Annotated in this window: 17 protein-coding genes and 1 pseudogene; 14 read left to right on the plus strand and 4 right to left on the minus strand. The window is 65.7% G+C overall.

Annotation, left to right across the window (positions count from 1 at the left end):
• The first annotated feature begins 109 nt into the window (after positions 1-109).
• From ACDH77_RS07995 to ACDH77_RS08030, 8 genes and pseudogenes are all read left to right on the plus strand, one after another.
• Positions 110-448 carry a HesB/IscA family protein gene (locus tag ACDH77_RS07995; RefSeq protein ID WP_007966300.1) on the plus strand — a complete coding sequence of 113 codons (339 nt, stop codon included), beginning with the start codon at positions 110-112 and terminating at the stop codon, positions 446-448.
• Positions 449-854: 406 nt separating this feature from the next.
• A complete protein-coding gene (rpsF, locus tag ACDH77_RS08000) occupies positions 855-1,286 on the plus strand; it encodes a 30S ribosomal protein S6 (RefSeq protein WP_003485869.1) in 432 nt (143 codons plus the stop codon).
• Between the two features lie 11 nt (positions 1,287-1,297).
• Positions 1,298-1,528 (plus strand): 30S ribosomal protein S18, encoded by a 231-nt coding sequence (rpsR, locus tag ACDH77_RS08005; RefSeq protein ID WP_002804494.1) that lies wholly within the window; start codon positions 1,298-1,300, stop codon positions 1,526-1,528.
• A gap of 187 nt (positions 1,529-1,715) precedes the next feature.
• Positions 1,716-2,165, plus strand: coding sequence for a 50S ribosomal protein L9 (rplI, locus tag ACDH77_RS08010; protein WP_003485864.1), 450 nt, complete (start codon positions 1,716-1,718; stop codon positions 2,163-2,165).
• A 38-nt stretch (positions 2,166-2,203) separates the two neighbouring features.
• A pseudogene (gene rplI / locus ACDH77_RS08015) lies at positions 2,204-2,500 on the plus strand (50S ribosomal protein L9); the annotation flags it as partial.
• Between the two features lie 209 nt (positions 2,501-2,709).
• Entirely contained in the window at positions 2,710-6,213 is a 3,504-nt protein-coding gene (gene smc / locus ACDH77_RS08020) for a chromosome segregation protein SMC (RefSeq protein WP_014089857.1), read from the plus strand.
• A 56-nt stretch (positions 6,214-6,269) separates the two neighbouring features.
• Positions 6,270-7,001: a cell division protein ZipA gene (gene zipA, locus ACDH77_RS08025; protein WP_008576275.1), complete on the plus strand. Its 732-nt coding sequence runs from the start codon at positions 6,270-6,272 to the stop codon at positions 6,999-7,001.
• Between the two features lie 6 nt (positions 7,002-7,007).
• Entirely contained in the window at positions 7,008-7,391 is a 384-nt protein-coding gene (locus ACDH77_RS08030; protein WP_008576274.1) for a hypothetical protein, read from the plus strand.
• 177 nt (positions 7,392-7,568) lie between these two features.
• Here the strand turns inward: ACDH77_RS08030 and ACDH77_RS08035 are convergent, their stop codons facing one another.
• Positions 7,569-8,693 (minus strand): pyridoxal phosphate-dependent aminotransferase, encoded by a 1,125-nt coding sequence (locus tag ACDH77_RS08035; protein ID WP_031422051.1) that lies wholly within the window; start codon positions 8,691-8,693, stop codon positions 7,569-7,571.
• A gap of 339 nt (positions 8,694-9,032) precedes the next feature.
• Here ACDH77_RS08035 and ligA point away from each other — a divergent pair, with 339 nt between their 5' ends.
• The 6 genes from ligA (at position 9,033) to ACDH77_RS08065 (ending at position 20,157) form a co-directional block, all read left to right on the plus strand.
• A complete protein-coding gene (ligA, locus tag ACDH77_RS08040) occupies positions 9,033-11,534 on the plus strand; it encodes an NAD-dependent DNA ligase LigA (protein ID WP_372353812.1) in 2,502 nt (833 codons plus the stop codon).
• On the plus strand, positions 11,531-12,493 hold the full coding sequence (epmA, locus tag ACDH77_RS08045; RefSeq protein ID WP_029819157.1) for an EF-P lysine aminoacylase EpmA: 963 nt from the start codon (positions 11,531-11,533) through the stop codon (positions 12,491-12,493). Before ligA ends, epmA begins: the two co-directional genes overlap by 4 nt.
• A gap of 108 nt (positions 12,494-12,601) precedes the next feature.
• A complete protein-coding gene (locus ACDH77_RS08050) occupies positions 12,602-13,288 on the plus strand; it encodes a DUF3011 domain-containing protein (protein WP_008576270.1) in 687 nt (228 codons plus the stop codon).
• Positions 13,289-13,486: 198 nt separating this feature from the next.
• Positions 13,487-14,551, plus strand: coding sequence for an S-methyl-5-thioribose-1-phosphate isomerase (mtnA, locus tag ACDH77_RS08055; protein ID WP_011347031.1), 1,065 nt, complete (start codon positions 13,487-13,489; stop codon positions 14,549-14,551).
• A gap of 209 nt (positions 14,552-14,760) precedes the next feature.
• Positions 14,761-17,463, plus strand: coding sequence for a DNA gyrase subunit A (gyrA, locus tag ACDH77_RS08060; RefSeq protein ID WP_011347032.1), 2,703 nt, complete (start codon positions 14,761-14,763; stop codon positions 17,461-17,463).
• 225 nt (positions 17,464-17,688) lie between these two features.
• Complete coding sequence (locus ACDH77_RS08065; RefSeq protein ID WP_372353813.1) at positions 17,689-20,157, plus strand: membrane-bound PQQ-dependent dehydrogenase, glucose/quinate/shikimate family; 2,469 nt, start codon at positions 17,689-17,691, stop codon at positions 20,155-20,157.
• 360 nt (positions 20,158-20,517) lie between these two features.
• On the opposite strand, the gene ACDH77_RS08070 is transcribed toward ACDH77_RS08065, so the two are convergent.
• From ACDH77_RS08070 to hutG, 3 genes are all read right to left on the minus strand, one after another.
• Positions 20,518-21,246 carry a hypothetical protein gene (locus ACDH77_RS08070; RefSeq protein ID WP_008576266.1) on the minus strand — a complete coding sequence of 243 codons (729 nt, stop codon included), beginning with the start codon at positions 21,244-21,246 and terminating at the stop codon, positions 20,518-20,520.
• A gap of 269 nt (positions 21,247-21,515) precedes the next feature.
• On the minus strand, positions 21,516-23,183 hold the full coding sequence (gene hutU, locus ACDH77_RS08075) for a urocanate hydratase (RefSeq protein ID WP_372353814.1): 1,668 nt from the start codon (positions 23,181-23,183) through the stop codon (positions 21,516-21,518).
• Positions 23,184-23,199: 16 nt separating this feature from the next.
• The gene (gene hutG, locus ACDH77_RS08080; protein ID WP_136733805.1) at positions 23,200-24,057 is read right to left on the minus strand and encodes an N-formylglutamate deformylase; all 858 of its coding nucleotides are present in this window, start codon (positions 24,055-24,057) and stop codon (positions 23,200-23,202) included.
• Positions 24,058-24,101 lie beyond the last annotated feature (44 nt).

Here is a 24,101-nt window from a genome sequence, read left to right on the forward strand (position 1 = left end):
CTTGTCGCAGGCGCAGGCTGCCCCCATCTGTTGCGGACGCCGCCACTCAGCGTTCTGCCCGGTTGTTGCGGCCTCGCTATACTTGCCACCACTGTTTCGGAGTGCCCTCATGGCCGTCAGCCTCACCCCCGCCGCGCTGGAGCGCGTGCAGCGTTTCGTGCAGCAGACCCCGGGTGCGTTGGGTCTGCGCTTTGGCGTGACCAAGACCGGTTGTTCCGGATGGGGCCACGTCACCGACCTGGCACGCGAGGCGCGCGACGACGACGCGGTCTTCGAGCAGGGCGGGGTACGCATCTTCGTCGACCCCGCCAGCCTGCCGCTGGTGGATGGCACCTGCATCGACTTCGGCAAGCACGGCCTGAGCGAGACCTTCACCTTCAGCAATCCCAACGCCACGGCCGAATGCGGCTGCGGGGAGAGCTTCACCACCGCGGACGAGCATCGCTGAGCGCGACCTGAGCCAGGCGGCGCTGGAGTGTTTCCTTCTCCCACCGGGAGAGGCTGCCCCAAAAGGGTCGGATGAGGGGACGGGCGAAGCTTCGCGTGGTTGAACGACACGAGTGGCTTTGCCCCGTATCCTCACCCCAACCCCCGCTCTGCGCCCCAGCCCGCGCTTGCAGCGCGGGCGCTCCAAGCCACGCGCGCCAGTGGCGCGCAGACCGCGCCTTGGAGCCCCGGCAGGAGAGGGGCTTTGAAAGTACCCTTGCCCGGTCTGTTGCGGCTAAGCATCTGATCTGCCATACTTTCCTGCTTCCTGCCCGATTCCGGGCGGAAACCCTTGCTCCACCGGCCGCTTGCGCGGACCACCGGGGAGCTGTCCGGCCCACGTGGCCACATCCGAAAGGTAAAACAACATGAGTCGTCATTACGAAGTCGTGTTCCTGGTCCATCCGGACCAGAGCGAGCAGGTCCCGGCCATGATCGAGCGCTACAAGTCGCTGATCGAGGGCGGTAACGGCACCATCCACCGCCTGGAAGACTGGGGCCGTCGTCAGCTGGCCTACCCGATCCAGAACCTGGTGAAGGCGCACTACGTGCTGCTCAACATCGAAGTCGACCAGGCCGTGCTGAGCGAGCTGGTGGAAAGCTTCCGCTTCAACGATGCGGTGCTGCGTCACCTGGTCGTCAAGCGCGATGGCGCCGACACCGAGCAGTCGCTGATCATGAAGAGCAAGGACGAGAAGGGCGACAAGCCCGAGCGTAGCGAGCGTCGTCGTCGTGACGACGAAGAGGGCGAAGCGCCCGCCGCCAACGATAACGACGGCGACAACGCCGAAGCCGCTTAAGGAGCGCTGTCATGTCCAAGTTCTTCCGTCGTCGCAAGTTCTGCAAGTTCACCGCCGAGGGCGTCAAAGAGATCGACTACAAGGATCTCAACACCCTGCGTCAGTACCTCACCGAGAACGGCAAGATCGTGCCGAGCCGCGTGACCGGTACCAAGTCCAAGTACCAGCGCCAGCTGGCCACGGCCGTCAAGCGCGCACGTTTCCTGGCGCTGATCCCGTACACGGACAACCACGACGTTTAATCCGAGTCCCTCGGAAGAGCCCGCACATCCGTGTGCGGGTAATTAAAAATATAGAGGCCGGTCATTCGAGATGCGGTGTTAATCGTGCTTTTACGATTCCCGAATCCCGATTCCCGAATCCCGTCTTTTCGGACAGCACCCGTTGCGCCCTCCACATGCCGGCGCTAACGAATAACGGAGTAACACCATGGATCTGATTCTTCTGCAGAAAGTGACCAACCTGGGCAACCTGGGCGACAAGGTCAGCGTCAAGCCGGGTTACGGCCGCAACTTCCTCGTGCCGCAGGGCAAGGCCGTGCCGGCCACCGCTGCCAACGTTGAAGCGTTCGAAACCAAGCGCGCCGAGTACGAAGCCAAGGCCAACAGCATCCTGGCCGAGGCACAGAGCCGCGCCACCAAGTTCGAGGGCGCCAGCGTCACCATCGGTGCGCATGCATCGACCGAAGGCAAGCTGTACGGCTCGGTTGGCCCGCGCGACATCGCCGAGGCGTTCACCGCCGCCGGCCTGCCGCTGGAAAAGAGCGAAGTGATCCTGGGCGAAGGCGCATTCCGCAATGTCGGCGAATACGACGTTGTGCTGCACCTGCACGCGGATGTGGAAACCACGGTCAAGGTCATCGTCGAATCCGACGCCTGATCCAGGCCACATGTGTCACCCGAAGGGCGCCTTGTTAGGCGCCCTTCGTTGCCAAGGCCAACAGCATCCTGGCCGAGGCACAGAGCCGCGCCACCAAGTTCGAGGGCGCCAGCGTCACCATCGGTGCGCATGCATCGACCGAAGGCAAGCTGTACGGCTCGGTTGGCCCGCGCGACATCGCCGAGGCGTTCACCGCCGCCGGCCTGCCGCTGGAAAAGAGCGAAGTGATCCTGGGCGAAGGCGCATTCCGCAATGTCGGCGAATACGACGTTGTGCTGCACCTGCACGCGGATGTGGAAACCACGGTCAAGGTCATCGTCGAATCCGACGCCTGATCCAGGCCACATGTGTCACCCGAAGGGCGCCTTGTTAGGCGCCCTTCGTTTTTGGGGCGCCGCCGCCAGCGCTGGCATGCCCGTTATACTCATGCCCCATTGCCGGTTCCACGGCCCGCGGATCTTATGGATCAAGGGCTTGGGCGCTGGCTTCCCAGGAAAAGTACCTGCCGGCCTCGTCCGCGCGGTGCCCGGAATCTCCAGCCCCCATGCGCCTGTCCACGATCAAGCTGTCCGGTTTCAAGTCGTTCGTCGACCCGACCACCTTGCACCTGCCCACCAACATGACCGGCATCGTCGGCCCCAATGGTTGCGGCAAGTCCAACATCATCGACGCGGTGCGTTGGGTGATGGGCGAAAGCTCGGCCAGCCGCCTGCGTGGCGATTCGCTGACCGACGTGATCTTTTCCGGCTCTTCGGCGCGCAAGCCGGTATCGCAGGCGACGGTGGAGCTGATCTTCGACAACTCCGACCACACCATCAGTGGCGAGTTCGCCTCGTTCAACGAGATCTCGGTCAAGCGCCTGGTCAGCCGCGACGGCAATAGCGCCTACTACCTCAACGGCACCAAATGCCGGCGCCGCGACATCACCGATCTGTTCCTGGGCACCGGCCTTGGGCCGCGCAGCTACTCGATCATCGAGCAGGGCATGATCAGCCAGATCATCGAAGCGCGCCCGGAAGACCTGCGCGTCTATCTGGAAGAAGCCGCCGGCATTTCCAAGTACAAGGAGCGCCGCAAGGAAACCGAGACGCGTATTCGGCATACGCGCGAAAACCTCGACCGTCTGAGCGACCTGCGCGAAGAAATCACCAAGCAGTTGGCGCATCTGCAGCGCCAGGCGCGGCAGGCCGAGCAGTACCAGGCACTGCAGGAAGAGCGCCGGATCAAGGACGCCGAGTGGAAGGCGCTGGAATACCGCGGTCTGGATGGTCGGTTGCAGGGCCTGCGCGAGAAGTTGAATCAGGAAGAGACACGCCTGCAGCAATTGATTGCCGAGCAACGCGATGCCGAAGCACGCATCGAGACCGGCCGCGTGCGCCGCGAAGAAGCCGCCGAAGCGGTGGCCAAGGCACAAGCCGACGTCTACCAGGTCGGTGGCGCGTTGGCGCGTATCGAGCAGCAGATCCAGCACCAACGCGAACTCTCGCATCGCTTGCACAAGGCGCGCGATGAGGCGCAGAGCCAGCTGCAGGAATTGACCCAGCACATCAGCGGCGACTCGGCCAAATTGAGCGTGCTGCGCGAAGCGGTCGCCGCTGCCGAACCGCAACTGGAGCAACTGCGCGAAGACCACGAATTCCGCCAGGAGTCGCTACGCGAAGCCGAAGCGCGGCTGGCCGACTGGCAGCAGCGCTGGGAAACCCATAACCGCGACACCGGCGAAGCCTCGCGTGCCGGTGAAGTGGAGCGCACGCGCGTCGATTATCTGGACCGCCAGGCACTGGAAGCCGACCGCCGCCGCGAAGCACTGGTCAACGAGCGTGCCGGGCTGGACCTGGACGCATTGGCCGAGGCGTTCGAGCAGATCGAACTGCGCCATGAAACCCAGAAGACCTCGCTGGACGGCCTGACCGAGCAGGTCGAGGCGCGCAAGCACGCGCTCGCTGGGCTGCAGGAACAGCAACGCGCCAGCCAAGGCGAGCTGGCCGAAGTGCGCAAACAGGCGCAGGCTGCGCGTGGCCGGCTGTCGTCGCTGGAAACCTTGCAACAGGCCGCGCTTGGCCAGGAGCAGGGCGCCGCAGTGGCGTGGCTGAAGTCGCGCGGACTGGATTCGGCCGCGCGCGTGGGCGAGCGCATCAGCGTCGAGAGTGGCTGGGAAAACGCGGTCGAAGGCGCCTTGGGGCAGTTGATCGAAGGCGTGCTGGTGGAGGCGCCGGAGCAACTGGTCGACGCGCTGGGCGAGTTGGGCGATGGTCGCATCGCGCTGGTGTCCAGTGCCACTGACAATGCGAGCTTCGCGCCGACCTCGCTGGCCGCCAAGGTGCAGGGGCCGATCGCGATCCGTCGCCTGCTTGCGCGTCTGCACACCGCCGAGGATCTGGACGCTGCGCGCACGCTGCAACGCAGCCTGCCCGAAGGCGATTCGGTGATCACCCGCACTGGCGAGCGGCTGGGCGAGGGTTGGGTGCGCGTCTCGCGCTCGGGCGCGGCCAAGCAGGGCGCGTTGCTGCGTGAGCGCGAGATTCAAGAACTGCGTACGCAGATCGAAACCTTGCAGGAGCGCGAAGCCGAGCTTGAACATCAGCTCTCCAGCTTTCGCGAACAATCGCTGGCGGCAGAGCAGCAGCGCGAAGACGCGCAGCGCCAGCTGTACATGGCGCACCGCAGCGTTTCCGAACTGGCCGGGCAATTGCAGAGTCAGCAGGGCAAGGTCGACGCGGCGCGCACGCGCATCGAGCGCATCGAAACCGAATTGGCGCAACTGCTGGAAACGCTGGACACCAGCCGCGAGCAGGCCCGCGAGGCGCGCGCAAAACTCGAAGACGCAGTCACCCTGATGGGCGATCTGCAGGGCACGCGCGAAGCGCTGGAAAGCGAGCGCCGTCAACTCACCGATGCACGCGATCAGGCGCGCGATGCCGCGCGCGGCGTGCGCGATGCGATGCATGCATTGGCGCTGACGCTGGAGTCGCAACGCACCCAGATCGCATCGCTGAGCCAGACCCTGGAACGCATGGACAGCCAGCGCGGGCAGCTCGATACGCGCCTGGAAGATCTGGTCGCCCAGCTGAGCGAAGGCGATTCGCCGGTGGAAACACTGGAACACGAACATCAGGCCGCGTTGAGCGAACGCGTGCGCACAGAGCGCGCGCTGGGCGAAGCGCGCACCCTGCTCGACAGCATCGACAGCGAGCTGCGCAGCTTCGAACAGACCCGCCAACAACGCGACGAACAAGCGCTGGCGCAGCGCGAGCGCATTTCGCAACGCAAGCTCGATCAACAGGCGCTGGTGCTCAATGCCGAGCAACTGGAAGCGGCGGTGGTCAAGGCGGGCTTCGTGCTGGAAGACGTGGTCAACGGGTTGCCCGAGGCGGCCAACGTGGCCGAATGGGAAGCGGCCGTTGGCCAGATCGACGCGCGCATGCGTCGCCTGGAGCCGGTGAACCTGGCCGCCATCCAGGAGTACGGCGAGGCCGCGCAACGCTCCGAATACCTGGACGCGCAGAACCTGGATCTCAACACCGCGCTGGAAACGCTGGAAGAAGCCATTCGCAAGATCGATCGCGAGACCCGCGGCCGCTTCAAGGACACCTTCGACCGCGTCAACTCCGGCGTGCAGGCGCTGTACCCGCGCCTGTTCGGCGGCGGCCATGCGTATCTGGAACTCACCGGCGAAGACCTGCTCGACACCGGCGTCACCATCATGGCGCGCCCGCCGGGCAAGCGCGTGTCGAGCATTTCGCTGCTTTCCGGCGGCGAGAAGGCAATGACTGCGGTGGCGCTGGTGTTTGCGATCTTCCAGCTCAACCCGGCGCCGTTCTGCCTGCTCGACGAAGTGGACGCGCCGCTGGACGAAGCCAATGTCGGCCGTCTTGCCAACATGGTGCGCGAGATGAGCGAAAAGGTGCAGTTCCTGTTCGTCAGCCACAACAAGGCCACGATGGAAGCCGCGCGCCAGCTCTCCGGCGTGACCATGCGCGAGCCGGGCGTCAGCCGTCTGGTCAGCGTGGACCTGGAAGAGGCCGCACGTTTGGCGGGTGCGGCATGACGTGCCATGCTTGTTGGAATAACGACACCTGTCACTCTTATGCGGAGGCACGCTGAATGTCCGACATGGCCATGATCCGGATCGGGATCCTGATCGCTGGACTGCTGCTGGTCGCGGCCATCTTCCTATTTGGTCGCCCGAAGAAATCGCCGCAAGGGCGCCGGGTCGACAAGGACGAAGGCCAGCCGCGCGAACGGCGCGAGCCGGTGATTTCCAGCGAGTTTGGTGTGGAGGGTGACGCTGCAGAACGCGCAGAAGGCGTCGAGCAGAGCGAGCTCAACCTGGAAGGGCAGGATGCTTCCGGCGGCAACGAGGTCGGCAAGCGCCCGAACCAGGATTTCGACAAGATCGTGTCGTTGTTCGTGGCCGCCAAGGCGGGCCAGGTGTTGCGCGGCGAAGATGTGGTGGTGGCCGCAGAGAAGACCGGGCTGGTGTTCGGCCACATGAACGTGTTCCACCGCTTGGTGGAAGGCCACCCGGAGCGCGGGCCGATCTTCAGCATGGCCAGCATCCTCAAGCCCGGCAGTTTCGACATGGCCAACATCCGCGAGATGCAGACGCCGGCGATTGCGTTCTTCCTCACGCTGCCGGCACCGATGACTGCGCTCGACGCCTGGGAAAAAATGCTGCCCACCGTGCAGCGCATGGCCGAGCTGCTGGATGGCGTGGTGTTGGACGACAGCCGCAATGCGTTGGGCCGCCAGCGTGTTGCGCATATCCGCGACGAACTGCGCGCCTACGATCGCCAGCACCAGGCACCGCCGCTGACCAAGTCGCCGCGCTGGTGAGTTGACATGTTGAGCCTGCAGGGCGTGTTGGCGGTGGCATTGCTGCTGGTGCTGTGGGCGATCTTGGCGATGCCGTTGTTGTGGATCTTCACCAGGATCGCCGCGCGCCTGCGCAAAAGGCCGCGACATTCGCCCTGGGTGGTCGTGGGCTTTGCTGCCGCGATCACGTTGCTGGTCGCGCCGGTGCCGACGCCTTTCGTCAGCGTGTTCATGCCGCACGCCATCGCGCTGCTGGATCGCCGCTATTACCTGCACATCCTGCAAGGCCCGCCGCTACTGCACGAGCTGCTGTTGTGGAACGCCGGCTCGATGGCGCTGACCTTCGTCATCAGCTATCTGTGGATCCGCCGCACGCTGCGCGCACCGGAGCCTGATGGGTTGGATCGCTAGGAACTTTAAGCCCCTCTCCTGCGGGAGAGGGGGTGAGGGTACGGGGCGAAGCCCTCGTGCAGCCGGACAACGCCAGGCGTCGCTCGCACCCTCATCCACCCCTTCGGGGCACCTTCTCCCCCATGAAGGAGGACAATGTCCCGAGTGGAGAAGGATCTACCATTCAGTGCTGAGTGCTCAACGCTTGGCTTTCCCGAATGCCTCGCGGAAGCGCAGCATTTCCGCTTCGGTCCCCACGCTGACGCGCACGCGCTTGGGCCAGATCGGCCAGCTGCGGCCGACGATGACGCCCTGCTTTTGCATCGAATCGGCGAACACGCTCGCATCGCGCTTGACGTCCAGCAGGAAGCAGTTGGCTTGCGAGGGCAGGCAGGTGTAGCCCTTGCCCTTGAGCCAGGCGATGGTCTCCTCGCGCACCCGGGCGTTCTCGGCGCGGCGGGTCTGCACCAGCAGCGGGTCGCGCAGGCTGGCGATACCGGCGGCCATTGCCGGAACCGACACCGGGTTGCTGCCGAAAGCGGCAAGTTTGGTCTGCAGGCCGGGCGGGGCAAGGGCGGCGCCCAGGCGCAGGCCGGCCATGCCGTAGAGCTTGGAGAAGCTGCGCAGCACGATCAGATCCTGGCGCTGACGCACCAGATCGGCCACCGAGGGCTCGTTGCTGTAGTGGATGTACGCCTCGTCGACCACCAGCACGGCGCTGGCCGGTTTGTTGGCCAGCAACCATTCGATGTCGGCGCGCGGGGTGATGGCGCCGGTGGCGTTGCCGGGGTTGCACAGGTACAGCATGCCGGCAGTCGGGTCGGCCTTGGCCATCGCCTTGACGTCATGCGCGCCATCGGCACGCAGCGGCACCTTGCGTACGGCCACGCCGCGGGCGGTGGCGCTTTCGATCAACGGGTCGAAGCTCGGGTCGGCCACCACCAGCCCTGCACGCGCGGACGTGAACAGGCTGCCGGCACGGTTCAGCGCGTCCCGCGAGCCGGGGAATAACGACAGATGATCGTTGGGCAGCTGCAGCTCGCCGGTCATCAGGTTACGCAGATCCTGCTCCATCTCGAGCAGGTAGCGGCCCGAGCGTGCCAGCGAACGGGTGGCAGCGTCCAAGGCGGCCGGGGCAGGCCCGAGCGGATGCTCGTTGAGGTTGAGGTAGACCGTGCCGGCCGCCGCGGCCACGCCCGGCGTTGCCGGCGCCGCGGCGCGCTTGCGGGCCGCTTCGGCTGCGGGTGCCAGCCCCAGTGCGGAAACCGCCACGCCGGTGGTAGCGAGGCTGAGAAACGAACGGCGCGAGACGGGCAACGACACGGCGAACTCCATAGGCGGCGGGCAAAGAGGGCGCCACGCTAGCGGGTTTGTGTCTATCTGCCTATCGGGGAATTGCCATAAAACTGTTCGACGCATGCTTGCAGGCGTTGGACGGCAGAGACAGGTGGCGTGACGGTGGCTGGCTGTAATGGCCGTGCTCCTGCCGGGCCCGTTGTCCAGCCCGGATGCGAATGGGTGCTGGCGCCCGGTGCGCATCGACGCAAACGACTTCATCCATCGCAGGCATCGCTCAATCATCGCGAACGGCACCCACACCGCTGACCTTGGCATCGGCATGGCCCGTTAGAATAGGCGGCCCAGAGCCAGCCTTGCGATCGTATGACTGCCAGCCCGGATCCCGCTCAGCGCATCGATGCCCTGCGCCGTCGCATCGAAGACGCCAACTACCGGTATCACGTGCTCGACGAGCCGCAGATGGCCGACGCCGATTACGACAAGTTGATGCGCGAGCTGGAGGCCTTGGAGCGCGCGCACCCGGAATTGGCCAGTGCCGATTCGCCAACCCAGCGCGTCGGCCATCTGGCCGCCTCGCGATTTGCCGAAGTGCGGCATGCCTTGCCGATGCTGTCGTTGGGCAATGCGTTCAGCGAGGAGGAAGTGACCGAGTTCGTGCGGCGCATCAGCGAGCGGCTGGAGGTCAAGCAACCGCTGTTTTCGGCCGAACCCAAGCTCGATGGCCTGGCGATCAGCCTGCGCTACGAGAATGGCGAGTTCGTGCAGGGCGCCACGCGCGGCGATGGCGCCACCGGCGAGGATGTCAGCGCCAACCTGCGCACCGTCAAGGCGATTCCATTGCGGCTGCGCGGCGAGGGCTGGCCGCAGGTGCTGGAAGTGCGCGGCGAGGTCTATATGCCGCGCGCCGCGTTCGAAGCCTACAACGCACAGATGCGTGCGCAGGGAGGCAAGGTGCTGGCCAACCCGCGCAATGGCGCGGCCGGCTCGCTGCGCCAGCTGGATGCGCGCATCACCGCGCAGCGCCCGCTAAGCTTCTTTGCCTACGGCGTCGGCGAAGTGAGCGAAGGCGCATTGCCGCAGACCCATTCGGCGATCCTGGCGCAACTGCGTGCGTGGGGCTTTCCGGTCAGCGCGCTGGTCGAGGTGGTGCAGGGCAGCGATGGTCTGCTGGCGTATTACCAGCGCATCGGTGCCGCACGCGATGGGCTGGCCTTCGATATCGATGGCGTGGTGTACAAGCTCGACGATCTGGCCGGGCAACGCGAAATGGGCTTCGTCTCGCGCGCGCCGCGTTGGGCGATTGCGCACAAGTTCCCCGCACAGGAGCAGTCCACCACGGTCGAGGCGATCGAGATCCAGATCGGCCGCACCGGTGCGGCCACGCCGGTGGCGCGCCTGAAGCCGGTGCATGTGGCCGGGGTGATCGTCACCAATGCCACGCTGCACAATGCCGACCAGATCGCGCGGCTGGATGTGCGCGTGGGCGACACGGTGATCGTGCGCCGCGCCGGGGACGTCATTCCTGAAGTGGCCGCTGTGGTGGCCGACCAGCGCCCGCCCGGTACCCAGGCCTGGCAGATGCCGACGCAATGCCCGGTGTGCGGTTCGCAGATCGTGCGCGAAGAAGGTCAGGCGGTCTGGCGCTGTTCCGGCGAGTTGACCTGCCCGGCGCAGCGCAAGGAGGCGTTCCGGCATTTTGTCTCGCGGCGCGCGATGGATGTGGACGGCCTGGGCGAAAAATTCATCGAAGTGCTGGTCGACAGTGGCCTGGTGAAAGGCGTGGCCGACCTGTATCTGCTAAGCGTGGATCAGCTGCTGCAATTGCGCCTGATCAGCACGGCCGAGAGTCCGCACGCGTTCTTGCGCGAGGCGCGCGAGCATCTGGCCAGCGGCGCATATGCGCAGCTGGAAACCAGCGTGGTCGGCATCGGCGTGGACCTGGCCGGCGAGCGCGACGTGCCGCAGACCTGGCAGGCCGATCTGCTGCGCGCAGGCTTGCCGCGCTTCGACTGGAACCGCAAGAAGATCGCCACCAAGTGGGCGGAGAATCTGATCGAGGCGATCGAAACATCGCGCGACACCACGCTGGAGCGTTTCCTGTTTGCGCTGGGTATCGAGCATGTGGGCGAAAGCACGGCCAAGGCGTTGTCGGCCTGGTTCGGCGATCTGGAATTGATCCGGCATCTGCCGTGGCCGCTGTTCAAGCGCGTGCCGGACATCGGCGGCGAAGTGGCGCGTTCGCTTGGGCACTTCTTCGATCAGGCCGGCAATCAGCAGGCCATCGATGACCTGCTGCAGCGTGGCGTGCGCATCGGCGATACGCATCCACCTTCGCCCAAGCTGCGCGAGGCGCTGAGTTTTGCCAGCGTGCTGGAAGACATGGACATTCCCAAGGTGACGCCGGTGCGCGCGCAGCAGCTTGCCGCGGCGGTGGATTCGTTCGCTTCGCTGCGCACGGCCGGTGCCGATGCCTTGCAGCAGGCCGGCGTTCCGGCACCCGTGGTGGCCGCATTGCTGCAATGGCTGGATCGCCCCGAAAACACTGCGCTCGCGAATGCGGCGCAGCAGGCGATGGAAACCGTGCTGGCGCGTCTGCCCCAAGCCGATGCGCTGCAGACCGGCCCGCTCGATGGCCAGACCGTGGTCATCACCGGGACCCTGGCTGCGCTGACACGCGATGCGGCCAAGCAGCGGCTCGAAGCATTGGGCGCCAAGGTCGCCGGTAGCGTCTCCAAGAAGACGGCATTTCTGGTGGCCGGCGAAGAAGCCGGTTCCAAGCTCGACAAGGCGCAGTCGCTGGGCGTGGAGATCTGGGGCGAAGCGCGTCTGCTGGCCTTCCTGGGCGACCACGGCCAACAGCCATGAGCACGGCGCAGTTGGATCTGGCCGCGCTGCAGTTGCGGGCGCGGCTCAACGCCACGATCCGCGACTTCTTCGCCGAACGCGGCGTGCTGGAAGTGGAAACGCCGGTGCTTTCGGAGGCCGGCAATACAGAACCGAATATCGAAAGTTTCAGTACGCGCTTCACCGGTCATGTCGATGCTGGCGCGCCGCTGCGCTGGTTGCGTACCTCGCCGGAGTATCCGCTCAAACGCCTGCTAGCCGCCGGCCTGGGCGATTGCTACGAACTGGGGCGGGTGTTTCGCAACGGCGAGGCCGGTGGCCGCCACAACCCCGAGTTCAGCATGCTCGAATGGTATCGGGTGGGCTGGAACGATCGCAGCCTGGCGCAGGAGACGATCGAACTGGTGCGTCGCGCGCTGGCGCTGGTCGGGCGCCAGGCGAGGGTGCAGGTGCTGACGTATCGCGCGCTCTTTGTGCAGGCGTTGGGCATCGACCCATTGTGCGACCCGATCGAAACGCTACGCGCTGCCTTGCATGACGTGGCGATCGATCCTGTGGGTCTGACCCGCGACGATTGGCTGGACCTGCTGATGACCCATCGCATCCAGCCGGGCTTTGCCGCCGACACCCTGACGGTAGTGCACGATTGGCCGGCCAGTCAGTGTGCGTTGGCGCGGATCCGCCACGACGATCCGCCGGTCGCCGAGCGCTTCGAGCTGTATCTGGGCAGTTTCGAGGTGGCCAATGGCTATCACGAACTGAACGATGCGCAGGAGCAGCGTGCGCGCTTCGTGCGCGACAACGCCGTGCGTGCGGCACGTGGATTGCCGCAGCTGCCGTTGGACGAGCGCCTGCTGGCGGTGTTGTCGCAGTTGCCTAACTGCGCCGGTGTGGCGGTGGGCGTGGATCGCCTGTTGATGGCCTTGCGCGGCACCACGCAGATTGCCGACGTGCTGGCGTTCGACTTCGCCCGCGCCTGAGTCATCTGGCTGTCATTGGCGCCGTATTGCTATCTTCACATCGATGATGCTCTCATCTTCACGTCCACGGGGGCGCGACGAAGATCGTTCGGGGTGAGGATTGTCGGCATGAAGTGGCTGGTCAGCTTATGCGGTTTGTGGTGCTTGCCGCTGCTGCTGCTCGCCGATGCGCGCGCGTCCGACCGCGCAGCCGGCGTGGTGCGCTGCGAGTCCAAGGACCTGGCGCGCGTGCACTGCGCGATGGACACCGCCCAGGGCGTGCAACTGGTGCGCCAGCTCTCCGAAACCAGCTGCATCCGCGGTAGCGAATGGGATGTCGAACGCGACGGCGTGTGGGTCGAACAAGGCTGCCGCGCCGAATTCGCAGCGACCCGTGCGAAGACCGCAACCGTGATGCGCCGCGTGGTGCGCTGCGATTCCAACGGCGGCACGGTGGCCTGCCCGGTGGTGCTGCGGGGCGCGCCGGTGCGGCTGCTGCGGCAACGCTCGATGTGGCCATGCAAGGAAGGGCGCACCTGGGGCGTTCGCCGCAACGAAATCTGGGTCTCGCGTGGATGCGACGGCGAATTCGAAGTGGGCGCAGAAGATGGCTCCGGCTTCGTCGCGGTGCCGCGCATGGTTACCTGCGAATCGAAGAAAAGCGCGCGGCGCACCTGCGGGGTGTCGGTGGAACGTGCGGTGCGCCTGGGCCGGCAGATGTCCAAAACGCCCTGCGTGGAAGGCCAGACCTGGGGCTGGAGCCGCGACGGGGTGTGGGTGAACGACGGCTGCCGCGCCGAGTTCATCGTCGACTGAGAGCGGCCAACACGACATCGCGCGCAGTCGTCATGCGGGTCGGGACGACGCGCCGTCAGCGCAGGTGTACGAGTGGTACCTGCCGATTCCGGGCACCGGCCGCGGCCGCCTGCCGGCTGCGCAGTGGGTTTGTTCGCCGCGCCAAGGCCGCGTGGTCGTGCAACGGCGCAGGCGCTGCGCGCGCCTTACAATGGGCGCATGAACGACAGCGCCCATATCGATTACGCCCGCTACGACCACATCCGGCCACTGCTGTGGACCGGCGATGCCCTTGAGTTGCTCGACCAACGCAAGCTGCCCTTCGAGGTGGCGCATGTGCGTTGCGACAGCAGCGACGCGGTGGCCGAGGCGATCCATTCCCTGGCCGTGCGCGGTGCGCCGGCGATCGGCATCGCGGCAGGTTGGGGCGTGGTGCTGGCCGCGCGCGACATCGCTGCCGACGACGGCAGCGCTGCGCTGCAGAAGCTGGAGCCGGCGCTGCTGCGGCTCAACGCGGCGCGTCCGACTGCCGTCAACCTGGCCTGGGCGCTGATGCGCATGCGCCGCGTACTGGGCGCGGCCGGCGCCGACTGGCGCGAGGTGATCGCGCGCGAGGCGCAGGCCATCGCCGATGAAGACCTGGCCGCCAACCGCCACATGGGCGCGCTTGGCGCCGCGTTGATCGCACCTGGCAGCGGCGTGCTCACCCATTGCAACACCGGCTCGCTGGCCACCGCCGGCTTTGGCACCGCACTGGGCGTGATCCGCGCCGGCATGGCGCAACAGCGCATTGCCAAGGTGTTCGCCGGAGAGACCCGGCCGTGGCTGCAGGGCGCACGCCTGACCGTGTGGGAGCTGCAGCAGGACGGTATCGACGCCACCCTGATCGCCGATTCGGCGGCCTCGCATCTGATGAAATCCGGACTGGTGCAGTGGGTGATCGTCGGCGCCGATCGCATCTGCGCCAATGGTGATACCGCCAACAAGATCGGCACCTACCAGCTGGCCATCGCCGCCCGCCACCACGGGGTCAAATTCATGGTGGTGGCGCCGTCGTCCACGGTGGATATGGCAACGGCCAGCGGGGACCAGATCGAGATCGAGCAGCGCGATCCCGGCGAGTTGTTCGGCGTGGGCGGGGTCAGGACGGTGGCCGATGGCATCCATGCCTGGAACCCGGTTTTCGACGTCACTCCGGGCGATCTGATCGACGCAATCGTCACCGAACGCGGCGTGATCGCGCAGCCGGACCTGGCGCGGATGCAGGCCGCCTTCGGCGCCTGAGCCCGGGGCCGGCCGCCCGGCTTCCAACGCCGCCCAAACTCCCTGCAAGTGCTTGTTTCTGGCTGGTAAAGCGGAGGCGTCGGGATGCCCTGCCGTGGTACAATCCGGCGCTTGAATCGATCGGCGGGAGCGTGGGGTCGGCAGCCTGATGCAAGGGCGCTCCCGACGCGGCTTTCCGGCTCGCCCGCCACCTCACATACGGAACCCGAATGGCAGAAACCGCCAAGGAAATCATCCAGGTCAACCTGGAAGACGAGATGCGCAAGAGCTACCTCGATTACGCGATGAGCGTGATCGTGGGCCGCGCACTCCCCGATGCCCGTGATGGCCTCAAGCCTGTGCACCGGCGCGTGCTCTACGCGATGCACGAGCTGGGCGCACACAGCAACAAGGCCTACTTCAAGTCGGCGCGTATCGTCGGCGACGTCATCGGTAAATACCATCCGCACGGCGACCAGTCGGTGTACGACACGCTGGTGCGCATGGCGCAGCCGTTCTCGCTGCGCTACATGATGGTCGACGGTCAGGGTAACTTCGGTTCGGTCGACGGCGACTCCGCTGCGGCAATGCGTTACACCGAGTCGCGCATGTCGCGGCTGGCGCATGAGCTGATGGCCGACATCGACAAGGAAACCGTCGATTTCCAGCCCAATTACGACGAAAAGGAACAGGAACCGACGGTCATGCCGACCCGGTTCCCGAGCCTGCTGGTCAATGGCTCGGCCGGTATCGCGGTGGGCATGGCCACCAATATCCCGCCGCATAACCTGACCGAGGCGATCAACGCCTGCATCGCGCTGATCGACACGCCCGAGCTGGATGTCGAAGGCCTGATGGAATACATCCCCGGCCCGGATTTCCCCACCGCCGGCATCATCAACGGCACCGCCGGCATCGCGGCCGGCTACCGCACCGGCCGTGGCCGTGTGCGCATCCGCGCCAAGGCCGATGTGGAAGTGGCCGACAACGGTCGCGAGGCGATCGTCGTCACCGAGATCCCGTACCAGGTCAACAAGGCGCGGCTGATCGAGAAGATCGCCGAGCTGGTCAAGGAAAAGAAGCTCGAAGGCATCAGCGAGTTGCGCGATGAGTCCGACAAGGACGGCATGCGCATCTACATCGAAGTCAAGCGCGGCGAATCTGCCGAGGTTGTGCTCAACAACCTGTACCAGCAGACCCAGATGGAGGCGGTGTTCGGCATCAACATGGTGGCGCTGATCGACGGCCGCCCGCAGTTGATGAACCTCAAGCAGATGCTGGAGGCGTTCATCCGCCACCGCCGCGAGGTGGTCACCCGCCGCACCATTTTCGAACTGCGCAAGGCGCGTGCGCGTGCGCACGTGCTGGAAGGCCTGACCGTCGCGTTGGCCAACATCGATGAAATGATCGAGTTGATCAAGACCTCGGCCAACCCGCAGGAAGCGCGCGAGCGCATGCTGGCCAAGACCTGGCAACCGGGCCTGGTGGGCGCGCTGCTGGGCGCCGCCGGCGCTGAAGCCTCCAAGCCGGAAGATCTGCCGCCGGGCGTGGGCCTGATCCAGGGCTTCTACCAGCTCAGCGAAGTGCAGGCCTCGCAGATCCTGGAAATGCGTCTGCATCGCCTCACCGGCCTGGAACAGGAAAAGCTGACCGACGAGTACAAGCAATTGCTCGGCGTCATCGAAGGCCTGATCCGCATTCTGGAAAACCCGGACGTGCTGCTGCAGGTGATCCGCGACGAGCTGATCAATATCCGCGAAGAATATGGCGACGAACGCCGCACCGAAATCCGTCACAGCGAAGAAGATCTGGACATCCTGGATCTGATCGCGCCGGAGGACGTGGTGGTGACGTTGTCGCATGCCGGTTATGCCAAGCGCCAGCCGGTGAGCGCGTACCGCGCGCAGCGCCGCGGTGGCCGTGGCCGTTCTGCCGCAGCGACCAAGGAAGAAGATTTCATCGACCAGCTGTGGCTGGTCAACACGCACGACACGCTGCTGACCTTCACCAGCAGCGGCAAGGTGTTCTGGCTGCCGGTGCACCAGTTGCCGGAAGCCGGCTCCAACGCGCGTGGCCGCCCGATCATCAACTGGATTCCGCTGGAAGCCGGCGAGCGCGTGCAGGCGGTGCTGCCGGTGCGCGAATACGCCGACAACCGCTACGTGTTCTTCGCCACACGCAACGGCACGGTCAAGAAGACGCCGTTGAGTGAATTCGCCTTCCGTCTGGCGCGCGGCAAGATCGCCATCAACCTGGACGAGGGTGATGCGCTGGTCGGGGTGGCCTTGACCGATGGCGACCGCGACGTGTTGCTGTTCGCTTCCAACGGCAAGACCGTGCGCTTTGGCGAATCCACCGTGCGTTCGATGGGCCGTACCGCCACCGGTGTGCGCGGTATCCGTCTGACCAAGGGCGAGGAAGTGGTCAGCCTGATCGTGGCCGAGCGTGCTGGCGGTGTCGAAGAAGAGATCGAAGGCGAGGAGGTCGATGACGTGGTGGAAGCCACCGATGGCGGCGAGTCTGCCGTGATCGAGGTCGCCGACGACGGCAATGTGGCCTACATCCTGACGGCCACCGAGAACGGCTACGGCAAGCGCACCCCGCTGACCGAGTACCCGCGCAAGGGGCGTGGCACCCAGGGCGTGATCGGCATCCAGACCACCGAGCGCAACGGCAAGCTGGTGCGTGCGGTGCTGCTGGGCGCCACCGACGAAGTGCTGTTGATTTCAGATGGCGGCACGCTGGTGCGCACGCGTGGTTCGGAGATCTCGCGCGTTGGCCGTAATACGCAGGGCGTCACGCTGATCCGCTTGTCCAAGGGCGAAAAGTTGCAGGCGGTGGAACGCCTGGATGCGTCGCTGGATGAAGTGGATGAGGTGGTGGACGAAGCAGGCGCAAGTGTGAGCGAGGCGCCGCCAACAACTGACGCATGATCGCAGCGCCAACGCGATGCAGTTGAGCAAAAACGCCGGTGAAAACCGGCGTTTTTTTTATGCGCGAAGGTTTGGGGCGCCACGCTTTATGGCGAGTGCTGACATCTGCAACGCAGTGTCTTCATGCGTTCGCCGCAAAGATCGCGGCTCTTTCACTGGCACGGGTCGAAGGTTGTGGGTGGTGCGGCGGCGTTGCGTCGCCGCTGAGTCGAAGAGGAACAAGGGATGACGATTCTGGATCGTCCTTCCGGTCGCGGCCATTGGGCGCTGGCGACCTTGGGAGGCGTGATTGCTTTACTGGGCGCGGTGCTGCTTGCCGGTGGCGTGTGGCTGGCTGCGTTGGGCGGCTCTTGGTATTACGCACCGGCCGGTGCGGCGATGCTCGTTGCCGGCGTGCTGCTGTTTCGTGGCCGCAACGCGGGCGCCTGGTGGTTTGCCGGCGTGGTGGCGGTTTCGTTGCTCTGGACGTGGTGGGAATCAGGCAGCGATTACTGGCGCTGGGTGCCGCGTCTGGGCCTGATCGTGGGTCTGGCATTCGTGCTTGCGCTGTTGCTACCGAAACTGCATCGCCCTGTGTCGCGCACGGTATCGCGCAGCCTGGCCGGTGCGCTGGCGATGGTATTTGTGGTGGCGTTCGCATTGGCGTTCATGCCGCATGGCGTGACTGAAGCCGATGGCGCGCTGGCGCATGCGGCAGGCATGCTCGGTGGTCTGGTCAACCGCGACACCTCCGCCCCGGTCGCGGCGTCCGGCGTACAGCCGGCGAATGCACCGGCCGACGACGATTGGCCCGCATACGGACGCAGCCAGGCCGGCCAGCGCTATTCGCCGCTGCAGCAGGTCAATCGCGACAACGTCGCGCAGCTGCAGCAAGCCTGGCTTTTCCACACCGGCGATCTGCCGGACAAGCGCTGGGGCGCCGAAACCACGCCGCTGAAGGTGGGCGACAGCCTGTACCTATGTACTGCACGCAACCAGGTGATTGCGCTGGATGCCGCCAGCGGCAAGCAGCGCTGGCGCTACGATCCCAAGGTCAAGGACGAAGCGATTCCGTACACGGCGGCATGCCGTGGCGTCTCGTATTACGAAGTGCCGGCGGCTGCCACCGCTGCGGATGCTGGAGCAACCGCACAGCTGTGCCGCACGCGCGTGATCGAAGGCACGCTCGACGGGCGCTTGATTGCGCTGGACGCACGCAGCGGCACGCCGTGCCCGGATTTCGGCAGCAACGGTCAGGTCGATATCACCGTCGGTATGGGCCAGACGCCGCCGGGCTATGTGTCGATCAATTCGCCGCCGGCCATCGTGCGCGGCGTGGTGGTCACCGGGCATCAGGTGCTCGACGGGCAGAAGCGTTACGAGCCCTCCGGTGTGATCGAAGGCTTCGACGCGGTCACCGGCAAGTTGCGTTGGGCCTGGGACATGACGCATCCGGAATGGAACGGCGCACCGCCGCCGGGCCAGAGCTGGACACGCGGCACGCCCAATATGTGGACCACCGCCGCAGCCGATGAGCAGTTGGGCTATGTCTATTTGCCGATGGGCAATTCCACAGCCGATTACTGGAGCAGCTCGCGCACGCCGCAGGAAAACCGTTACGCGACCTCGCTGGTGGCGCTGGATGTCGCCACCGGCAAGCCGGCATGGAATTTCCAGACCACCCACATCGATGCATGGGACTACGACCTGGGCTCGCAGCCGAGCCTGATCGACTTCCCCAAGGACGGCGTCAACGTGCCGGCGGTGCTGTTGCCTAGCAAGCAGGGCGAGCTGTACGTCCTGGATCGACGCACCGGCAAGCCGCTGGTGGGCGTGGAAGAGCGTGCGGTGCCAGGCGGTGGCGTGGAGCCGCAGATGCGTGCCAGGACGCAGCCGTTCTCGCTGTACCACACGTTGCGCAAGCCGGATCTGACCGAACGCGACATGTGGGGCATGACCCCGATCGACCAGCTGGTTTGCCGTATCGAGTTCCGCAAGGCCAGCTATAAGGGCATCTACACGCCGCCGGAAGCGGACCGGCATTCGATCGAGTACCCCGGTTACAACGGTGGTTCGGATTGGGGCAGCGTGGCGGTAGATCCGCACCGCGGTGTGATCGTGGCCAATTACAACGACATGCCCAACTACAACCTGCTGGTGCCGCGCGCCAAGGCCGACAAGCTGGGTTGGGCACCGCGTGATGAAGTGCGTGGCGATGCGGGCGGTGCGGAAGGCGCAGGCGACCCGCAGACCGGCACGCCGTATGCAGTCAACGTCAATGCCGGCTGGCGTCTGCCGTTCACCAAATTGCTGTGCAAGGAGCCACCGTATGGCGGCATCCGCGCCATCGATCTGGCCAGCGGCAAGACGCTGTGGGACCGCCCGTTCGGCAGTGCGCGCGGCAATGGCCCGTTCGGCATCCGTTCCGGCCTGCCGATCGAAATCGGTACACCGAACAATGGTGGCGCGGTGGTGACGGCAAGCGGTTTGATCTTCATTGCCGCAGCCACCGACGACCTGATCCGCGCGATCGATCTGGCCACCGGCAAGGAGCTGTGGCATGCCAAGTTGCCGGCCGGCGGCCAGGCCAACCCGATGGTGTACGAATACGATGGACGCGAGTATCTGGTCATCATGGCCGGCGGGCACCACTTCATGGAGACCCCGGCAGGCGATGCGTTGATCGCCTACGCGTTACCGCAGAAGGCGCAATGATGTCGGAGACGAGCGGGGGCGGCTGCTAAAGACAGGCAGACGCAATGCCACGTGGTTAGTGGCTGGAATCGGAGTGTGCAATGCAGGCAGACATGCTGATGTCGCCCGCGAGTCGTCCTCCGGCAGCTACGAGGGATCGCACCATTCGTCAGTGACTCAGGACGTTGAAGCACGAAAAAGCGCACCGCAAGCGGTGCGCTTTTTTCTTGAAGCACATCTGGCAAGCGCTCAGCTATCTCGGCAAGACGACGCTATCTGCCCAGCGCTTGCCCACATGATGCATCAGGCCGCACGCTTTCCCGATTCCCGATTCCCGATTCCCGATTCCCGATTCCCGATTCCCGATTCCCGATTCCTGAATCACCCAACGTTCGCCGCCACCTCGTCGTCCTGCACCGCATCGCGCACGTCCTGCGCCAGCGTCGCCTTGACGATGATCGAGCGGATCGCATCAGTGGCCTCGGACAGCGGCACATCGTTGCTCAGGCGCTGGAAGGTGTCGCGGCTGTTGTAGCCGGAGCCATCCTTCAGGTAGTGCTCGTACATCGATAGCAGATCCTGGCAGGCGGTGATCAGCGCAGCGACATTGCCACGTACCAGCGCATGACCGATCTGATCGAAGCTGTGCAGACAATCGGCAAGCCAGTGCAGGTCGTAGCGCGCGGTGGCAGGCTCGGGTGCGTTGTGGCCGCGGCTGTAGGCGCTGTAGCGACGCAGGCTGCGCGCCACGCGCGCCACATGCGCGAACAGCGTGCCGATCTCGCTGGCGATATCCAGCCGCTGCACCAGCACCATGGGAATCACTTGGCCGGCAGCGGCTGCCTGCTGCTCGGAGGCGTTCTGCTCATGCTGTTCCAGCGATTGCTTGAGCACGGCATAGCTACGCTGCAGCGATTCCAGTTCCAGCGTGGTGGCCGCCGCTCGCGCCTTCAGTTGCGACAGCGCCGCCTGATAGCGGCCAAGGCTGTCCTGCGTACTGGCAAGCTCGCCGGATTCGGCACGCAGCTGGCGGCCACGCACGAATGCCAGCCCGGTCGCGATCAGCGCCCAGAGTGCGAATGCAGGCACCAGGTAGATCAGGATGCCCATGGGGATTCCTCGAAACGTTGCATATCTTGTCGGCCTGCAACGCGCAGACTTGAGGCTGATCCCCGGCGCATGCCCCGATCCGGGACATCGTGCCCAGACACGGCAACTGCATGGTGCCGGCGCACAGCATCTGATGTGGCCAATGGCAGCCGTAAGAGGCCCGACAGCGGGCCCTTGCGGGGGACCGCGGAAGGCATGAACAAGGCTGCGGGCGGGAGCGGCCCGGATGCTGCAGCGGTGCCCCCAAAGCGTGGCGCTGTTCGGCCGGGTCAGCGAAGAATGCCAGGCAAATCCAGCCCTTTTTCCTTCGCGCAATCGGTTGCAATGGCGTAACCGGCATCGGCGTGGCGCATCACCCCGGTGGCCGGGTCGTTCCAGAGCACGCGTTCGATGCGCCTGTCGGCGGCCTCGCTGCCGTCGCAGACGATGACCATGCCGGCGTGCTGCGAAAAGCCCATGCCGACGCCGCCGCCGTGATGCAGCGACACCCAGGTGGCGCCGCTGGCGGTGTTGAGCAGGGCATTGAGCAGCGGCCAGTCGGAGACCGCGTCCGAGCCGTCGGCCATCGCTTCGGTTTCGCGATTGGGCGAGGCCACGCTGCCCGAATCCAGATGGTCGCGGCCGATCACCACCGGCGCCTTCAGCTCGCCGCTGCGCACCATGGCGTTGAAGGCCAGGCCCAGCCGGTGGCGATCGCCCAGGCCCACCCAGCAGATGCGCGCGGGCAGGCCCTGGAAGGCGATCTTTTCGGCGGCCATGTCGAGCCAGCGATGCAGGTGCGCATCGTCGGGGATGAGCTCCTTGACCTTGGCGTCGGTCTTGGCGATGTCGTCCGGGTCGCCGCTGAGCGCAACCCAGCGGAACGGGCCAATGCCGCGACAGAACAGCGGGCGGATGTAGGCGGGCACGAAGCCGGGGAAATCGAATGCATTGTCGATGCCGGCTTCCAGCGCCATCTGGCGCAGGTTGTTGCCGTAATCCACGGTAGGCACGCCCAGCGCGTGGAAAGTGAGCATGGCGCGGATGTGGTTGGCCATCGAATCGCGCGCAGCGGCTTCCACTTCCTTGGGCGCGCTCACGCGCTTTGCATCCCAGTCTTCCACGCTCCAGCCCTGCGGCAGGTAGCCGTTGACCGGGTCGTGTGCAGAAGTCTGGTCGGTCAACAGATCCGGCTTGATCCCGCGCAGCAGCAGTTCGTCCAGCACGTCGGCGACATTGCCGAGCAGGCCGACCGACAGCGGTTTTTTCGCGGTGCACGACTCCTCGATCAGGCGCAGCGCCTCGTCCAGAGAGTCGGTCCACGTATCCAGATACCCGGTACGCAGGCGCATGTCGATGCTGGAGCGGCGGCACTCCACCGCCAGGCACGAGGCGCCGGCCATTACCGCCGCCAGCGGCTGCGCGCCGCCCATGCCGCCGAGACCGCCGGTAAACAGCCACTTGCCGGCCAGATTGCCGGCGTAGTGCTGGCGGCCCATTTCCACGAAGGTTTCGTAGGTGCCCTGCACGATGCCTTGCGCGCCGATGTAGATCCAGCTGCCGGCGGTCATCTGGCCGTACATGGCCAGGCCCTTTTGATCGAGTTCGTTGAAGTGGTCCCAGTTGGCCCAGCGCGGCACCAGGTTGGAGTTGGCGATCAGCACGCGCGGCGCATCGGCATGGGTGCGGAACACGCCCACCGGTTTGCCGGACTGCACCAGCAAGGTTTGGTCCTCGTCCAGCCGCGTGAGCGCAGCGACGATGGCGTCGAAGGATTCCCAGTCGCGCGCGGCGCGGCCGATACCGCCGTAGACCACCAGTTCCTGCGGGCGCTCGGCCACGTCCGGGTCCAGGTTGTTCATCAACATGCGCAGCGGCGCTTCGGTGAGCCAGCTCTTGGCGGTGAGCGTGGTGCCGGTGGCGGCGCGGATGACGCGGGTTGCATCGTGATGGGTCATGCCGGGTTCCTTGCAATCAGCGGTTGGCCGCAGGCGGCGCGGTGTCGGAGGAGGGCGCATTGGCGAAGTGCAGGCAGGCCTGCAGCACGTGGCGCAGTACCGCGCGCAGCACCACGGCGTGTACCGGCTGCCACGGCGTTGGCCAGTTTTCGGGCGTGAGGCTGTCGGGCTCGCGCATGTAGCCGCGACAGGCCAGTTCCATCTGCAAGGTGTGCACGCCATGCGCGGGCTGCGCGTAGTGGCGGGTGATCCAGCCGCCCTTGAAGCGGCCGTTGCGCACCGTGCTGGAGCCGCTGCTGCGGCACAGGCGCTCCACCGCATCGACCAGGCGCCGGTCGCAGCTGCGGTCCTCGTTGCTGCCGATATTGAATTGCGGCAATTCGCCATCGAACAGATGCGGGATGAACGAGCGGATCGAATGTGCGTCGTAGACCACGATCTTCGCGTGCTGCGCGCGCAGGCGCGTAATTTCCCCGGCAAGCGCGGCGTGGTACGGGTCGAACCAGCGCGTGCGACGCAACGCGATCTGCGCCTGATCCGGTGCCGCACCATCGGCATACAGCGGCTGATCGTCGAAGGTGGTGAGCGGGCACAGACCGGTGGTGTTCTGGCCCGGATACAGCGAGGCCCCGCTCGGGTCGCGATTGACGTCGATGACCGAGCGCGAGATGGCAGTCCGCAGCGTGGTGGCGCCCAGCGCCTGTGCGAAGTCGTAAAGATGGTGTACCCACCAATCGGTATCGCGGCGCGCCAGCCACGGCGACACGAACTGGTCGGCCACGTCCTCCGGTAACTCGGTGCCGGTATGCGGAAAACTGACGATCAACGGCGCGTCGCCGCGGTGCAGTTCCAGCCAGTCGGGCAGGGCGTTCATCGCTGCGCTCCATGCACGCGTGCTGCGTGCGTGCGGCATGCGTT

The organism is Xanthomonas axonopodis pv. maculifoliigardeniae (assembly GCF_041519315.1).
GTDB classification, from domain to species: domain Bacteria; phylum Pseudomonadota; class Gammaproteobacteria; order Xanthomonadales; family Xanthomonadaceae; genus Xanthomonas; species Xanthomonas euvesicatoria.

Bases quoted from the DNA above. Each gene is read 5' to 3' on its own strand.
- mtnA (WP_011347031.1), top strand. From the start codon at position 13,487: ATGAACGACAGCGCCCATATCGATTACGCCCGCTACGACCACATCCGG.
- ACDH77_RS08030 (WP_008576274.1), top strand. From the start codon at position 7,008: ATGTTGAGCCTGCAGGGCGTGTTGGCGGTGGCATTGCTGCTGGTGCTG.
- gyrA (WP_011347032.1), top strand. From the start codon at position 14,761: ATGGCAGAAACCGCCAAGGAAATCATCCAGGTCAACCTGGAAGACGAG.
- rpsR (WP_002804494.1), top strand. From the start codon at position 1,298: ATGTCCAAGTTCTTCCGTCGTCGCAAGTTCTGCAAGTTCACCGCCGAG.
- ligA (WP_372353812.1), top strand. From the start codon at position 9,033: ATGACTGCCAGCCCGGATCCCGCTCAGCGCATCGATGCCCTGCGCCGT.
- hutU (WP_372353814.1), bottom strand. From the start codon at position 23,183: ATGACCCATCACGATGCAACCCGCGTCATCCGCGCCGCCACCGGCACC.
- ACDH77_RS07995 (WP_007966300.1), top strand. From the start codon at position 110: ATGGCCGTCAGCCTCACCCCCGCCGCGCTGGAGCGCGTGCAGCGTTTC.
- epmA (WP_029819157.1), top strand. From the start codon at position 11,531: ATGAGCACGGCGCAGTTGGATCTGGCCGCGCTGCAGTTGCGGGCGCGG.
- rpsF (WP_003485869.1), top strand. From the start codon at position 855: ATGAGTCGTCATTACGAAGTCGTGTTCCTGGTCCATCCGGACCAGAGC.
- rplI (WP_003485864.1), top strand. From the start codon at position 1,716: ATGGATCTGATTCTTCTGCAGAAAGTGACCAACCTGGGCAACCTGGGC.
- hutG (WP_136733805.1), bottom strand. From the start codon at position 24,057: ATGAACGCCCTGCCCGACTGGCTGGAACTGCACCGCGGCGACGCGCCG.
- ACDH77_RS08070 (WP_008576266.1), bottom strand. From the start codon at position 21,246: ATGGGCATCCTGATCTACCTGGTGCCTGCATTCGCACTCTGGGCGCTG.
- ACDH77_RS08050 (WP_008576270.1), top strand. From the start codon at position 12,602: ATGAAGTGGCTGGTCAGCTTATGCGGTTTGTGGTGCTTGCCGCTGCTG.
- zipA (WP_008576275.1), top strand. From the start codon at position 6,270: ATGTCCGACATGGCCATGATCCGGATCGGGATCCTGATCGCTGGACTG.
- smc (WP_014089857.1), top strand. From the start codon at position 2,710: ATGCGCCTGTCCACGATCAAGCTGTCCGGTTTCAAGTCGTTCGTCGAC.
- ACDH77_RS08065 (WP_372353813.1), top strand. From the start codon at position 17,689: ATGACGATTCTGGATCGTCCTTCCGGTCGCGGCCATTGGGCGCTGGCG.